The organism is Candidatus Latescibacterota bacterium (assembly GCA_020633725.1).
Lineage (GTDB): Bacteria > Krumholzibacteriota > Krumholzibacteriia > JACNKJ01 > JACNKJ01 > VGXI01.
In genome coordinates this window covers 214,960-229,667 of sequence record JACKDC010000003.1, presented here as the reverse complement: position 1 = coordinate 229,667, position 14,708 = coordinate 214,960, and the positions used below count along the sequence as shown (strand labels likewise).

Sequence of the window (14,708 nt, the reverse complement as noted above, 5' to 3'; positions counted from 1 at the left end):
AGGGCGGGACGCCTCGGCGCCCCGCCCGTCATCGTCAGGATCGATGTCGCCTCGCGGCTTACACCAGGCCCTGGTCCAGCATGGCGTCGGCCACCTTGATGAAGCCCGCGATGTTCGCGCCCTTCACGTAGTTGACCCACTTGCCCTCGGTGCCGTGCTCGACGCAGGCCGCGTGGATGTCGCGCATGATCTTGTGCAGGCGCTGATCCACTTCCTCGCGCGTCCAGCTGAGGCGCATGCTGTTCTGGCTCATCTCCAGACCGCTGGTGGCCACGCCGCCGGCGTTGGCCGCCTTGCCCAGACCGTAGAGGATCTTGGCCTTCTGGTAGACGTCGATCGCCTCGGGCGTGCTCGGCATGTTGGCGCCCTCGGAGACGCAGATGCAGCCGTTGTCGATGAGGGTCTTGGCCTCGTCGGCGTTGACCTCGTTCTGCGTGGCGCTGGGCAGGGCCACGTCGCACTTGATGCCCCAGGGACGCTGGCCGGCGTAGTACTTGACGCCGTACTTCTCGGCGTACTCGCTGATGCGGCCGCGCTTCACGTTCTTGAGGTGCATGATGTAGGCGAGCTTCTCCGGGGTGATCCCGTCCGGATCGTGGATGAAGCCGCCGCTGTCGGACGCGGTGACCACCTTGCCGCCGAGCTGCAGCACCTTCTCGGTGGCGTACTGGGCCACGTTGCCGGAGCCGGACACCGTGCAGGTCTTGCCCTTGATGCTGTCGCCCACGCGGTTCAGCATCTCCTCGGCGAAGTAGACCTGGCCGTAGCCGGTGGCCTCCGGGCGAATCAGGCTGCCGCCCCAGTTGAGGCCCTTGCCGGTCAGAACGCCCGTGAACTCGTTGCGGATGCGCTTGTACTGGCCGTAGAGGAAGCCGATCTCACGGCCGCCCACGCCGATGTCGCCCGCGGGGACGTCGGTGTCCGGGCCGATGTGACGGCTGAGCTCGGTCATGAAGCTCTGGCAGAAGCGCATCACTTCGTTGTCGCTCTTGCCCTTGGGATCGAAGTCGGAGCCGCCCTTGCCGCCGCCCATGGGCAGGGTCGTCAGGCTGTTCTTGAAGACCTGCTCGAAGGCCAGGAACTTCAGGATGCCCAGGTTGACGGTGGGGTGGAAGCGCAGGCCGCCCTTGTAGGGACCGATGGCGCTGCTCATCTCGATGCGGAAGCCGCGGTTGACCTGGACCTCGCCCTTGTCGTCGAGCCAGGGGACGCGGAACATGAGCACACGCTCGGGCTCGACCATGCGCTCGAGGATCTTGGCTTCCCGGTACTGCGGGTTCTCCTGAACGAAGTCCCAGACAGACTCCACGACCTCGCGAACGGCCTGGTGGAACTCCTTCTGCTCGGGGTTCTTGGCGATGACGCCTTCCATGAAGCGCTCGACGGACATCACGTGCTGATCGACGGACATCGCGTACTCCTTTGGTTAACGCATAGGCTAGAGTAGAGGTCGTTTGCGGAACCGCGTTCGGCCCCCGGGAACTCAAGGAAGAAACACGCTGGCACCCGGTTATGCAAGAGTAGTAGATCCGGATTCGAGGGACTGCGGCGCCGCCAGCCAAGCGTCAAAAACACAACGATTTACGCCTTCCTCAGCCCCCGTTCCAGATCGGCGATGATGTCGTCCGGGTGCTCCCCGCCAACGTTCAGGCGGATCAGGTTGGGGGGGACGTCGGCCATGGCCCGCGCCTCCTCGCCCTGCTGCTGATGGGTGCTGATGGCGGGGATGGTGGCCACGGACTTGATGCGGCCCAGGTCCGTCGCGCGCCAGATCATGGTGAAGGCGTCGAAGACGCGCCGCGTCGCCTCGCCGCCGCCCTTCACGCGGAAGCTCAAGAGATGTCCGTATCGATTCACGGGCGCGCCGCCGTTGTCCAGCTCCGCGTCCACGAGCGTCATGTACTTGCTCGCCACGGCGTGCTTGGGGTTGTCCGGGAGGCCGAGATAGTCCACGCGCTCCACCTTGGGGTGGGCGGCGAGGTACTCGGCGACGGTCTGGCTGTTGCGGCTGACCAGGTCCATCTTGCTGCGCAGGGTGCGCAGGTCGTTGAGCACCAGCATCGCCTGCATGGGGTTCATGCTGGGGCCGTTGTCGCGATAGGGCAGGAACTTCACCCAGCTGGCGAAGTCCGCCTTCATCTCCGGGTTGTCGATGTTGCTGACGATGTCCTTGCGCGCCACCAGCACGCCGCCCACGCCCATGCCGCTGCTGGTCATGCTCTTGGACACCGAGTGCACCACGATGTCCGCGCCGTGGGCCAGCGGACGCATCAGCGCCGGCGTGGCCACGGTGGCGTCCACGATGAGCGGGATGCCGTGCGCGTGGGCGAGCTTCGCCAGCGACTCCAGGTCCACGAAGCTGATCGTGGGGTTGCTGGGCAGTTCGACGTAGAGGAAGCGCGTGTCGGCGTCGATGCGGGCGGCCCAGGCGTCGATGTTCATGACGTCGCTCACCCAGCGCACCTCGTGGCCGCGGTCCCGATCGCGGCGGATCGAGAACTGCTGGAAGGTGCCGCCGTAGACGTGGCAGCTGGACACGAAGTTCATCCGCTCGGCGGGGTCGCTCGTGCGCTTGACGAGGAAGGGGTCCACGGCCGTCATGATGGCGGCCATGCCGCTCGACGTGACCACCGCGTTCGTCTCGAGCCCCGTGCCGTAGCCCTCCAGCAGCGCGAGCATCCACTCGAGGTAGTAGGTCGTGGGGTTGGCGATGCGCGCGTAGCACCAGGTCGGGACCAGGTAGGCCAGCGCGGCCTCCATGGCGTCGGCGCTGGCGTAGTGCTCGCTGGTGGACTGGTAGACCGGCTCGATGATGCTGCCCTGATTGCGATCCAGCGCCTCCTGCATGGTGTAGAGGCCGTGCACCGCCAGGGTGTCGAAGCGGCAGTTCCGCATGCGGCGGAGCGCCTCGTCCCGCTCGGCGACGAGGGCCTGCGCCCGGCGGACGTAGTCCTGCACGCCCGGGGAGTACTGGCTGAGATCGGGGGTGGTGCTGGTGCTCATGCGCGCCTCCGGCGGTTCGGGGTCCTGCATCAGTAAACCAGATGAGTTCGGCAAGAACAAGCCCGCGAGATCGAAACTGCGGCCATTCCTCCAAGATCGCGAACAATTGAAGGAAAACGGAGGATTTCCCTAACGCCGTGGGTCGCACCCCCGGCCTTGACGCTGGGGGTTCACTTGGGCAGTATGCAAGATGAATCTGTCCTGAATTCGTGGGCCGGGGGCCCGGAGGCGGCATGAAGGTACTGGAGAGCGGGCGCGGACGACTTCTGCAGACGCCGGACCTGGACGGTCTGCGCCGCTGGAATCGCGAGCACAAGTCCATGGCGCTCGAGGACAAGCTCGTGGACGAGCGGGAGGCCGTGCGCCGCTGCGTCGCCGAGGGCGACTACATCGGCTTCGAGCTCTACGGCACCTGTCGCGCGCCGCTGAGCATCGTGCGCGAGATCGTCCGCCAGGGGCCGAAGCACCTGCGGCTGGTGGGCCAGGGCCTGCAGGACGTGGACTTCCTCGTCGCGTCCGGGCTCGTGGACGCCATGGACATCACCTACAACGCCTACGAGGTGCACGGTCTCTCCAATGTCCTGCGCCGCGCGGTGGAGAAGGGCGGGCTCGAACTGGTGGAGTGGAGCAACGCGGGCATCGCCTGGCGTTTCAAGGCGGCGGCCATGGGCGTGCCCTTCCTGCCGATCAAGAGCATGCTGGGCACGGATACCTTCACGCGCTCCGCGGGCAAGGTGGCCGAGGATCCCTTCGGCAACGGCAGGGTGATGCTGCTGCCGGCGCTGGTGGTGGACTGCGCCGTGATCCACGTCCATCGCGCCGACCGTTACGGCAACTGCCAGCTCGACGGCATCAGCGGCTTCGCCCTCGAGATCGCCCGCGCCAGCAAGAAGGTGCTGATCAGCGCCGAGGAGATCGTCGACACCGACACGATCCGCCGCTATCCCGAGCGGAACGTGATCCCCTACTTCTTCGTGGACGCGGTGGTGCACGCGCCCTTCGGCAGCCATCCCGGCGAGATGCCCTACCTCTACGGGCGCGACGAGCCGCTCATCATGGAGTGGCTCGAGGCCGCGAAGAAGCCCGAGACCACGGCGGCCTACCTCGACCGCACGATCCATCAGGTGGACACTCACGCCGCCTACCTCGAGCAGGTGGGCGGAAAGGCCCGGCAGGACGCGCTGCGCAAGCTCGCGGTGGGGAGGTAAGCCGCCATGACCGACGAACGCTACAACGGCACCGAGCTGCTGATCTGCCTCTCCGCCCGCGTGATGGAGGACCGCTCCAGCGCCTTCATCGGCACCGGCGTGCCCATGCTGGCCGCGGCGCTGGCCAAGCGCCTCTACGCGCCCGACCTCGTGAGCGTCTTCGAGTTCGGGGGCATCGGCTCCAGCCTCGAGTACCTGCCGCGCGGCGTGGGGGAGTCGAAGACCTTCTACCGCGCCCTGGTGGCCACGGGCATCTGCGACGTCATGGAGACGGCCGCGCGGGGTTTCGTCACCTACGGCTTCCTGGGCGGCGCGCAGATCGACATGTACGGCAACCTCAACTCCACGGTGATCGGCGACTACGAGCATCCGAAGGTGCGCCTGCCGGGCAGCGGCGGCGGCAACGACGTGGGCAGCTTCTGCTGGCACACCATCGCGATCATGCGTCACGAGCCGCAGCGTTTCATCCCGACGCTGGACTTCGTCACCACGCCGGGCTACCTGTCCGGACCCGGCGCGCGCGAGGAGGCCGGGCTCTTCCCCGGCTCGGGGCCCTACCGCGTGGTCACCAACCTGGCCACGCTGGGGTACGAGGAGACGAGCAAGCGCATGATGCTGCTGGCCGTCAATCCGGGCGTCACGGTGGACGAGGTCGTCGCCGCCACGGGCTTCGAACTCGTGATCCCCGCGCACGTGGAGGAGAACGCGCCGCCCACCGACGAGGAGCTGCGGGTGCTCCGCGAGGAGATTGACCCCGAGCACCTCTACATCTAGACTCCGGCCCGGGGACGGCGGCGCGCGCCGTCCCCGCATCCGGAGACGCCCGTGCCCACCAACCTGCCGCAGCACTATCACAAGGCCGAGGAGCGCTTCAAAGCGGCCCGCGATCCGCAGGAGAAGATCGCCCATCTCCGCGAGATGATGGCGATCATGCCCCACCACAAGGGCACCGACAAGACGCGTGCCGAGCTGAACAAGAAGCTCTCCGCCCTGCTCGAGCAGGTGGAGCAGGCCAAGGCCAGCGGCAAGGGCAAGGGCTTCAATCCCTACTTCCTGCCCCATGGCGATTCGCCCCAGGTGCTCATGGTGGGCGCGCCCAACGCGGGCAAGAGCAGCCTGCTGGCGGCGCTCACCGGCGCCGAGCCGGCCATCGGCGACTACCCCTTCACCACCACGCTGCCCCAGCCCGGCATGATGCGCTGGGAGGACGTCCAGCTCGAGCTGGTGGACACGCCGCCGGTCATGCAGCGCCCGCTGGAGTCGTGGCTGCTGGACCAGGCGCGCGCCGCGGACCTGATCCTCGTGCTGGCCGACCTCTCGGCGCCCGACTGCTGCGAGATGGTGGAGACCATCGCCGAGGGCTTCGAGGAGCGCGGCCTCAACCTGGTGGATCGCGTCGACAGCGAGGACACGCTGCGCGCCGAGAACCAGCGGCCCACCCTGCTGGTGGCCACGAAGGCGGACCACCAGGACGCGCCCGTCAACCTGGAGTTCCTCACGGAGCTGATCGGCGGCCGCTGGCCGCGCGTGCTGGTGTCCGTGAAGGCCGGCACTGGCCTCGACAACTTCGCGCACACGGTCTTCGCCGCGTTGCGCCTGGCGCGCGTCTACACGAAGGTGCCGGGGAAGCCGGCGGCCATGGACGCGCCCTACCTGCTGCCCGAGGGCGCCACGGTCCTGGACGTGGCCGCCAAGGTCCATCGCGAGTTCGTGGAACGTTTCGCCTCGGCGAAGCTATGGGGTTCGGGCAAGTTCGACGGGCAGACCGTCGACCGCGCCCACCCCGTGGCCGACGGGGACGTCCTCGAGATCCACCTCAAGTGAGGAGAGTCGACCCATGCGCCGCAGCCTGATTCTCGCCGCCGCCCTGTCGTTCGCGCTGACCGCGGGGGCGATGGCCCAGACGCCGTCCCAGGACGATCTCCAGAAGGACTTCGACGCCTTCTGGCAGGAGGAGGAGTACCACGACGACCTGCTGGACGGCACCGGGACCGGCGGCGGCCCCAGCATGCAGTGGTTCAAGCGCGACCTCGACGACGTGAACGCCGCGCTCGAGGCCGCCGGTCTGCTCGCCTTGCCCGAGAAGTCGCTCTACTGGGGCGGACAGGGCTGGTACAGCGTGCACTCCGGCGACCGGCTCTTCGTGGCGCTGGGGGGCGGCGGCTACGGTGGCGGGGGCGAGTCCGAGCGTGGCGACGACCTCAGCCGCTTCACGCGCGGCGCGGGCTGGTTCGGCGTGAAGGGGATCCTGCCCCTGCACCGGCGCGTCTTCGTGGAGGGCGGCCTGTCGCTGGGCGCAGGTTCGAGCAGCGTGCTGGTGGAGCGCACGGATGCGGGGACGGGCATCATCAACGTCCACCTGCGCGGCGACCGGGTCTTCCTGCTCGCGCGGCCGCACGCGGGGATCGACCTGCGCCTGGCGCGCTGGGTGGGGATCCTCGTCGAGGGCGGCTACGAGCTCACCAGCGGCGACTGGACACTGAAGGGCGAGCGCGATCTCATCGACGGCCTGGACTTCGGCGACGGCAACGGCCCCTTCGCGGCTGTCACGCTGCGCTTCGGGATCTAGCAGCGCGCCTCGCCTCGGCCGGGGGCAACAAAAACGCCGCGGCCTGCGCCGCGGCGTTTCGTGCCAAGCACTCCAATGACTAGTAGAGAGCCTTCACGGTCGAGATCGAGGCATCCTCGGTCGCGATGATGTCGCAGGACGTGTCCAGCGTGACGTAGTCAACGAGCATGTTGTCGTTGTTCGCGCCGTCGCCGCAGTCCGTCTCCTCGAAGCAGAGATTCACGGTCATGCCGCAGTACGCGGTCAGGTCAACGCCACCCCAGTAGCTGGAAGCGGTGTTCCAGGTGCCGTAGGTGTGCTCGGACAGCAGCAGGGTGTGCGTGAAGACGTAGGTACCGTCCACGCTGACGTACACGGTGCCGCAGCCGCTGTTGACGTAGCCCATCCAGTACCAGTCCAGGTTGTGGCCGTCGATGAACAGATCCTGGCAGAAGCTGTTGCTGTTCGGGGTGCCGCAGAAGCCACCCAGCCAGGCAACCAGCACGCCATCGTACGCGGGGTAGCCCCAGACGGCGATGGGATCGAGGATCCAGGCACAGGTCGTGTTGGTGGTGCAGGTCCAGGCGGAGCCCAGGTCGCACTCGCCGAACTCGAAGCTACCGTCGTTCACGAGGCCCAGACGATCGTGGGTCGCCGGGGTGCCCGGGGTACCCTGAGCGGTGAAACCATCGGCGGTCAGCGTCATGGCGCCGGCATAGGACGCCATCGCCAACAGCGCGAACGCGAACACTACCTTCTTGAGCATGTTGTTCCTCCACGAAGACAGTCAAACCAACGCGGGGCCGACCAGGTCGTGAAGCGCTCCTCGCAGGCAGGCACGCAAACCAGGCGACCCACCAATCGATGTGGGAACAATTGTAGCATGTGGGATTTCTGGGATTCAATAGGGATGCATCGGCGCAGAAGCCCTTGAACCGCCACGCGTTGGCGGAGGAGCGGCCGGCTTGGCCCAAAGAAAAGCGCCGCGGTCCGAAGACCGCGGCGCCAAAGGCAGAGACCTAGTCGAGACTGTGGGCCTCACCGTCTCCGGTGCGACGCCACTCAGCGGCGTAACGCTGCGTGTTCCGCGTCCTCGGGAGTTGACGGTCGCCACGTGATCGCCGTAGCTGGAAGCGGTCCAGTGCCGGAAGGGGCCCCAGGTGCCGCGCCGCGATAGCCTCAGACCAGGGCATGATGACGATCGCGAAGTTGCGTGCAACAGCGGCAAACACCATCGCGCGGTGCCCGACGGCGATGGATGATGCACGGTCGGGTCGGAGTCACGCGATGAAGCTACCGTCGTTCGGGCCAGACGATCGGTGTGCGGTGAACATCGGCGGTCAGTCAGCGGCAGGCGACGCATGAGGGCGAGGAAACCTGAGCTGTTGTTCCCACGAACACCCACGTGAAGGCCCGCAGCAACCGACCCAATGAGGAACGGTGGTAGGATACGCAGAACGCGCGAGAGGCCGGCCAGCGCCGCGTCACGCGCCGCAACCTCTGGAGACTAGTACAGGGCCTTCACCGTCGAGATCGAGGCATCCTCGGTCGCGACGCCGCACGCCGTGTCCAGCGTGACGTAGTCAACGAGCATGTTGTCGTTGTTCGCGCCGTCGCCGCAGTCCGTCTCCTCGAGGCAGAGGTTGACGGTCGTGCCGCAGTACGCGTTCAGGTCGATCGCACCCCAGTAGCTGGAAGCGGTGTTCCAGGTGCCGTAGGTGTGCTCGGACAGCAGCATGGTGTGCGTGAAGACGTAGGTACCGTCCACGCTGACGTACACGGTGCCGCAGCCGCTGTTGACATAGCCCATCCAGTACCAGTCCAGGTACATGCCATCGATGAACAGATCCTGGCAGAAGCTGTTGCTGTTCGGGGTGCCGCAGAAGCCACCCAGCCAGGCAACCAGCACACCATCGTACGCGGGGTAGCCCCAGACGGCGATGGGATCGAGGATCCAGGCACAGGTCGTGTTGGTGGTGCAGGTCCAGGCGGAGCCCAGGTCGCACTCGCCGAACTCGAAGCTACCGTCGTTCACGAGGCCCAGACGATCGTGGGTCGCCGGGGTGCCCGGGGTACCCTGAGCGGTGAAACCATCGGCGGTCAGCGTCATGGCGCCGGCGTAGGAGGCGATCGCCATGAGGGCGAGAGCGAACATTACCTTCTTGAGCATGTTGTTCCTCCAGAGGGTTGTCTCAATCTACGAGCAGGGCACGGAGGCTTGGGCAAACAGCAAGTGTAGGAAACCAAGACACCCCAGACCCCACCTTTCGGATGCGAGGGCAATTGTACCATTGGCAATCGCGCTGGATCAATAGCGAATCCTCGAAATTCGGGCCGTATCGCACATCTTCTCCATCGGACGCGAGGCGCTTCAACTCCCTGCAGCGTTTGAGATTTCAAACCTGCTATCAGGATGGGAATGGCGGGTTATCGGCGTGCGCTAAGCCGCGTCCTGCTGGCGCGAAAACGGCCCCCGGCGGATGTGCGCGGGGGCCGTGATGAGAGCGGATCGGGAACTCCGACCCTATTCGAGATCGAACTGCACGCCCTGCGCCAGCGGCATCGAGCGGCTGGAGTTGATGGTGTTCGTCTGCCGTCGCATGTAGATCTTCCAGCTGTCGCTGCCGGACTCGCGTCCACCACCGGTCTCCTTCTCGCCGCCGAAGGCTCCGCCGATCTCCGCGCCGCTCGTGCCGGCGTTCACGTTGGCGATGCCGCAGTCGCTGCCGGCCGGACCGAGGAAGCGCTCGACGTTCAGGAAGTCCCGGCTGAAGATGCTGCTCGACAGCCCCTGGTCCACGCTGTTGTGCTGCTCGAGCACCTCGTCGATGTCCGAGAAGGTGAAGACGTAGAGGATCGGCGCGAAGGTCTCCTCGCGCACGATCGCCATGTCGCGAGGGCCCTGCACGATGGTGGGCTGAACGTAGTGACCGGGCCGATCCACCCGCTCGCCGCCCACGAGCACCTTGCCGCCCTGGGCCTTCGCCTGACCGAGAGCGTTCATCATGTCCTTCACCGCGCCCTCGTCGATCAGCGGGCCCATGAGGGTCTTCGGATCCAGCGGGTCGCCGATGGGCACGCGCTTGTAGGCCGCCACGAGCCGGTCGAGGAACCCGTCCGCGATGGACTCGTGCAGGAAGAGGCGCCGCGTGCTCGTGCAACGCTGCCCGGCGGTGCCCACCGCGCCGAAGACGACACCGTTGAAGGCCATGTCGAGATCGGCGGTCTCGTCAACGATGACGGCGTTGTTGCCGCCCAGTTCCAGCAGGCTGCGCCCGAGCCGCTTCGCGCAGGCCTCGCCGATGTGGCGGCCCATGGCGGTCGAACCCGTGGCGCTGATGAGAGGGAGGCGACGGTCGTTGATCATGACCTCGCCGACCTGGGAGCCACGGCCCACGACCAGGTTGAAGATGGAGGGCAGGTCGTGCGCCTTCGTCACCTCGTTGCAGATGTGCTGGATCGCGACGGCCGTGAGCGGAGTCTTGCTCGAGGGCTTCCAGATGACCGTGTCGCCGCAGATGGCGGCCAGCATGGAGTTCCAGGCCCACACGGCCACGGGGAAGTTGAAGGCCGTCACCACGCCGATGGGACCCAGCGGATGCCACTGTTCCATGAGGCGGTGCCCCGCGCGTTCGCTGGGCAGGGTCGGACCGCCGATGGTGCGCGAAAGGCCGACGGCGTAGTCCGCGACGTCGATCATCTCCTGCACCTCACCGAGGCCCTCGGTGTAGATCTTGCCCATCTCGTAGCTGACGAGCTTGCCGAGCGGCTCCTTGTACTCGCGGAACGCGTTCGCGAACTCGCGCACGATCAGACCGCGCTGGGGCGCGGGCACCAAGCGCCACTCCTTGAAAGCCTCCACGGCAGCGCTGGCCACCACATCGTAGTCGGCGGCGGATGCCTGCATGACCACGCCGATCTTGCTGCCGTCGCCCGGGCTGAAGACTTCGAGCTCGCCCCCGCCGGGCTTGGCGATCCACTCGCGGGTGCTGGCGCCCGAGTTCACGTCCTGCAACTTCAGCGCGCGCATGAAGTCCTTCATCGCTCATCCCCCTGTGGTTCATGGCAGGCCCCGATGAAGACCCATCGCGTGGCCAAGGTCGCACAAAGCGCGGCCAATTATGGCCAAAAGGCGAGGGGCGTCAATGGGGCCCGGGCGCGGCTCGGGGGCTTGCCGGCACCCGCCCCCGGGGGCGGGTTGTTCAGCGGCGGCGCTCGGTGCTGCTGCGCTATCGGACCTCCTGGTCTCGCTCGCCCCCGGGGGCGGGTGGGAGCTGCCGCGGGAAGATTCTCTCGACTATCTGCCTTGCCGCCCTTGACGGCCTTCATAGGATACTATACATTGGTATCCATCGCAAGCCTCCCGCTGCACTTTCCTGGGACTTTCATCATGGAGACTCGAGCCGACCGCGCCCGGCGACTGCACCGGGCTCTGACGACTGAACTTCAGCGATTGCAGCGCCTCGAGAAGGGCGCGCTGCTCTCCTTCGCTTCTATCATGGAAGGACAGCTCTACCGCGAGCTGGGCTACTCCTCGATCCATGCCTACGGGCGAGACGCCCTGGGCTTCTCCGAGCGCAAGCTCTCGGCCTTCGTGCGCATGGCGGGCGCCCTGGAGCGCCTACCGGAGACGCGGCGTGCCGTCGAGGCCGGCGAGCTGCCCTGGACCAAGGCGCGGGAGCTCGTGTCCGTGGCGACTCCCGCGAACGAGACCCTCTGGTTGAGCGATGCCAAGCGCCTCGGCCGCCGGGCGCTCGAGCGGAAGGTGAAGGCGAGTCGGCCGCGGCCGCCAAGGAAGCGCCAGGATCCTCCGGCGCTGTTCGCGGCGGGCGAGCCCGAAGCGCGCCGCGAGGAGGCCGAGGCCGCCGCGCCGCTGCGCGTCACGCTGAACTTCACGCCGGAGCAGTACGCGCGCTGGGAAGCGCTGATCGAAGCGCTCCGCAAGGACGGCCAGCTCGACCCGAGGGAAGAGCTGGTGCTCGCGGCGCTCGCCGCCCGCCCCCGGGGGCGGGTGAAGCAGGCCGCCACCGTGATCATTCGCCGCTGTCCGGACTGCGGGGCGCAGGCCTACGTCACCAACCGTGGCGAGCTCCCCGCCCCCGGGGGCGACCTGCCGCGCACGCTCACGCCGGCACTGCGGCGGAAGATCCTCGCCCGTGACGGCCACCGCTGCCAGGGTCCAGGCTGCACGAGCACGCGATACCTCGAAGTGCACCACCGGAAGCCCCGCGCGAACGGCGGCACGAACGACCCGAGCAACCTGATCACGCTCTGCAGCGCCTGCCATCAGCTCCATCACGCGCGCGGCCTCGCGCGGACGGTCGTCGCCGGGGCGAGCGCGCGCGGCTCGCCCTGACTGACGCCGCTGCACGAAAAAGCCCGGCGACACGGGGTCGCCGGGCGGGGCGGAGCTGCGCCCGCGCGTCGCTACTTGAGCAGCGTGAGCTTCTGGGTCGCGACCGGCCGACCGTCGACGCTCAAGCGCGCGAAGTAGAGGCCACTGGGCTGGCCGGTGGCGTCCCAGAGCAGTTCGAGCGGGCCGGCGCTGGCGTGAGCCTGGAGCAACGTCGCGACGTGCGCGCCCTGGGCGTCCACGATCGCCAGCTCGGCGTGGCCGGCGTCCGGGAGCGAGAGCCGCAAGCGCGTCTTGGGGTTGAAGGGGTTCGGATAGGCGGCGATGGCGGCGGTTGGCAGAGGCGTCGTGGGGTCGGCGGCGGTGAGGTCGCCGGTCACGGCCACGATTTCGAGGTCGTCGATCAGCGCTTCGACGAGGCTGCCGGAGCCCGTGTCGCTCGCGATGAAGCGAAGCCGCATCTGGTCGGTGAGCGGCAGGATGGCCGCGAGGTCGTCGAACTCCGCCTTCACCCAGGGGTAGGCGCTGTCGCCGACGATCTCGAGGGTGGTCCAGGTGAGGCCGCCGTTGTTCGAGATGTCCACGACGAAGTCGTCGTCGTGGGAGGTCTCGTCCGTGTACCAGCGCCAGTAGGACAGGCCGGCCCAGGTGGCGCCCGCGAGGTCGAAGATCGGCGAGAGCAGGGTCGTTTGGCCGCCGTCCACGTCCTCATCGCCGGCGTTGCCCCCGGGGGCGCCATTGCCGGTCACGAAACAGATCGAACCGGGGTCCGGCGTGTGGTCGAACTCGGGCTGATAGGAGGTGCCGACGGGATCGGCGCGAATCCATAGGCCGGTGGTGGCGTTGTCGCCTGGCGCGCCGAGGGTCCAGCCGAGGTCGGCCTCCACGTCGTCGCGGAGCACGGGCGTGACGCCGTTGCGGAAGCCGTAGGTTTCGGCGGGAGCGCCGTCGGGGGCCGTGGCGCTGTAGCCGGCCTGGTCGGCCGCGCTCAGGTAGTACTCGATCAGCGAGCCCGGCGCCTGGCCGGGGATCGTGGCGCCGTACTCGTCGGGCTGGCCGGTGGGGCTGAGCGGGACGCCGGCGAAGCTGCCGCCATTCACGCGGTAGTGGAGCTGAAGGGCGGGCGCGTCCAGCGGTTCCGTCGCCTGGATCAGGGCGCTCACGGCGAAGGGGCCAAGCCCCTCGCTGTGGCCGAGCGGCGTGTGCTGGATCGCAATGTGGAAGGGCCGCGCCATGGCGCCGAGCGTGGCCACGGCGGCGCGCACGTTCTTCAGCATGAAGCCGAAGTTGTTGGCGCTGGTGCCGACGACGTCGCTCGCGGTGTGGATGTAGGGGCTGTACGCGTTGCTGTCCTCGAAGAAGAAGATGGCGCGATAGCCGTTGCCCCAGAAGGAGGCGTGATCGCTGCTGCCGCTGGTGAGGTAGCCCTCCACCGCGGCCAGCTCGGGGACGTAGGTCGCGATGGTGGCGTAGGCCAGGTCCGCCAGCGGCGTGCTCGACGTATTGCTGATGATGTCCAGGTCCTCGGCGTCGCCCGAAGCCCGGTAGCAGAGCATGTCCAGGTTGAGCATGCCGACGATGTCCATGCCAGCGGCGGCCGCGTCGGCGGCCCAGGCGTCGCTGCCCACGAGCCCCTGCTCCTCGCCGCTGAAGGCGATGAAGATGGTGCTGTACTCGAACTGATGGTCGGCGAAGGCCTTGGCCGCCTGCAGGACACCCGTGGTGCCGGTGGCGTTGTCGTCGGCCCCGGGGGCGTTGGTGTAGTCGCTGTAGTTGATCGAATCGTAGTGGCCGCCGATCACCACGTAGCGGTCGGGGTAGACCATGCCGGGCTTCACGCAGACGACGTTGTCGTTCCAGCTGTTGTAGTCGTGGAAGCTGACGTCCGTGTAGCCGTAGCTGAGGAACTGATCGCGGATCCACTGGGAGGCCGTGGCGCCGCCGGCGTACTGGCTGTGGCGCGTGCCGAAGTCCTGCAGGGTCTGCACCGTGGCCTCCAGCTCGGACTGCGCCACGCCGGCGACCATGTCGACGATCACGGGGTCCACGTCGCGCAGGGGCGCAGGCTCCGCCCAGGGGCTGCGCACGAAGCGGAGCGGCCGCCGGAAGACGCGCATCACGTCGGGCAGGCAGCTCGGCGTGGCGGCCAGTTCGCCCGCGGGCAGGCTGACGACGCGGTAGTTCGTCCCCTCGTGGAGCACGCGCAGGCCGCGCGGATCGGGCAGGGCGGCGTGGGCGCCGTCGGCGTGCTCGAACTGGATCAGGTACTCGCGGCTGCCGTCGTCGAGCGCGTCGAGCACGCGGACCTGGGCGCCGAGGCTGGCGCGGTCGGCGGCGTCGAGGAAGGCCAGGTAGCCGTCACCGGCGGGCAGCTCGGCGACGAGGAGCAGGTCCCGCTCCGCCGCGGCGCGGCCGGCGGTCTCGGAGAGCTGGAGCTGGACGAGGGCCTTGCCGGTGCCGGCCTGGGCGGCGGCGAGCGCGGGCAGCAGGAGGCAGAGGAGAGCGGGGATCGCAAGACGAAGGGAGATGCGCATGGGGACTCCTTGGGCGGCCGGGCGGCCGTCTTGGCCGGGCGTGCGTCGACCCGCAAATCATA

The 14,708-nt window shown here is 67.9% G+C and carries 11 protein-coding genes; 5 read left to right on the top strand and 6 right to left on the bottom strand.

Annotation, left to right across the window (positions count from 1 at the left end; translation table 11 throughout):
* Positions 1-58 precede the first annotated feature (58 nt).
* Positions 59-1,390, bottom strand: a complete 1,332-nt coding sequence (gene gdhA / locus H6693_08330; GenBank protein ID MCB9516188.1) for an NADP-specific glutamate dehydrogenase — start codon at positions 1,388-1,390, stop codon at positions 59-61.
* Positions 1,391-1,581: 191 nt separating this feature from the next.
* Positions 1,582-3,003 carry an O-acetylhomoserine aminocarboxypropyltransferase/cysteine synthase gene (locus H6693_08325; GenBank protein ID MCB9516187.1) on the bottom strand — a complete coding sequence of 474 codons (1,422 nt, stop codon included), beginning with the start codon at positions 3,001-3,003 and terminating at the stop codon, positions 1,582-1,584.
* Positions 3,004-3,236: 233 nt separating this feature from the next.
* Between H6693_08325 and H6693_08320 the strand changes: the two genes are divergently transcribed.
* From H6693_08320 to H6693_08305, 4 genes are read left to right on the top strand one after another with little or no spacing between them, the layout of a single operon-like run.
* Positions 3,237-4,211, top strand: coding sequence for a CoA transferase subunit A (locus H6693_08320; GenBank protein MCB9516186.1), 975 nt, complete (start codon positions 3,237-3,239; stop codon positions 4,209-4,211).
* A gap of 6 nt (positions 4,212-4,217) precedes the next feature.
* A complete protein-coding gene (locus tag H6693_08315) occupies positions 4,218-4,985 on the top strand; it encodes a 3-oxoacid CoA-transferase (GenBank protein MCB9516185.1) in 768 nt (255 codons plus the stop codon).
* Positions 4,986-5,036: 51 nt separating this feature from the next.
* A complete protein-coding gene (locus H6693_08310) occupies positions 5,037-6,035 on the top strand; it encodes a 50S ribosome-binding GTPase (GenBank protein MCB9516184.1) in 999 nt (332 codons plus the stop codon).
* Positions 6,036-6,048: 13 nt separating this feature from the next.
* Entirely contained in the window at positions 6,049-6,780 is a 732-nt protein-coding gene (locus tag H6693_08305; protein ID MCB9516183.1) for a hypothetical protein, read from the top strand.
* Positions 6,781-6,859: 79 nt separating this feature from the next.
* Here the strand turns inward: H6693_08305 and H6693_08300 are convergent, their stop codons facing one another.
* The 3 genes from H6693_08300 to H6693_08290 all read right to left on the bottom strand — a co-directional run bounded on the left by H6693_08300 (position 6,860) and on the right by H6693_08290 (position 10,801).
* Positions 6,860-7,525 carry a hypothetical protein gene (locus tag H6693_08300; GenBank protein MCB9516182.1) on the bottom strand — a complete coding sequence of 222 codons (666 nt, stop codon included), beginning with the start codon at positions 7,523-7,525 and terminating at the stop codon, positions 6,860-6,862.
* Between the two features lie 741 nt (positions 7,526-8,266).
* A complete protein-coding gene (locus H6693_08295) occupies positions 8,267-8,929 on the bottom strand; it encodes a hypothetical protein (GenBank protein ID MCB9516181.1) in 663 nt (220 codons plus the stop codon).
* 354 nt (positions 8,930-9,283) lie between these two features.
* Positions 9,284-10,801 (bottom strand): aldehyde dehydrogenase family protein, encoded by a 1,518-nt coding sequence (locus H6693_08290; GenBank protein ID MCB9516180.1) that lies wholly within the window; start codon positions 10,799-10,801, stop codon positions 9,284-9,286.
* Between the two features lie 411 nt (positions 10,802-11,212).
* On the opposite strand from H6693_08290, the gene H6693_08285 reads away from it, so the two are divergent.
* Positions 11,213-12,115 (top strand): HNH endonuclease, encoded by a 903-nt coding sequence (locus H6693_08285; protein ID MCB9516179.1) that lies wholly within the window; start codon positions 11,213-11,215, stop codon positions 12,113-12,115.
* 71 nt (positions 12,116-12,186) lie between these two features.
* Here the strand turns inward: H6693_08285 and H6693_08280 are convergent, their stop codons facing one another.
* The gene (locus tag H6693_08280; GenBank protein MCB9516178.1) at positions 12,187-14,646 is read right to left on the bottom strand and encodes a M28 family peptidase; all 2,460 of its coding nucleotides are present in this window, start codon (positions 14,644-14,646) and stop codon (positions 12,187-12,189) included.
* Positions 14,647-14,708: the final 62 nt, after the last annotated feature.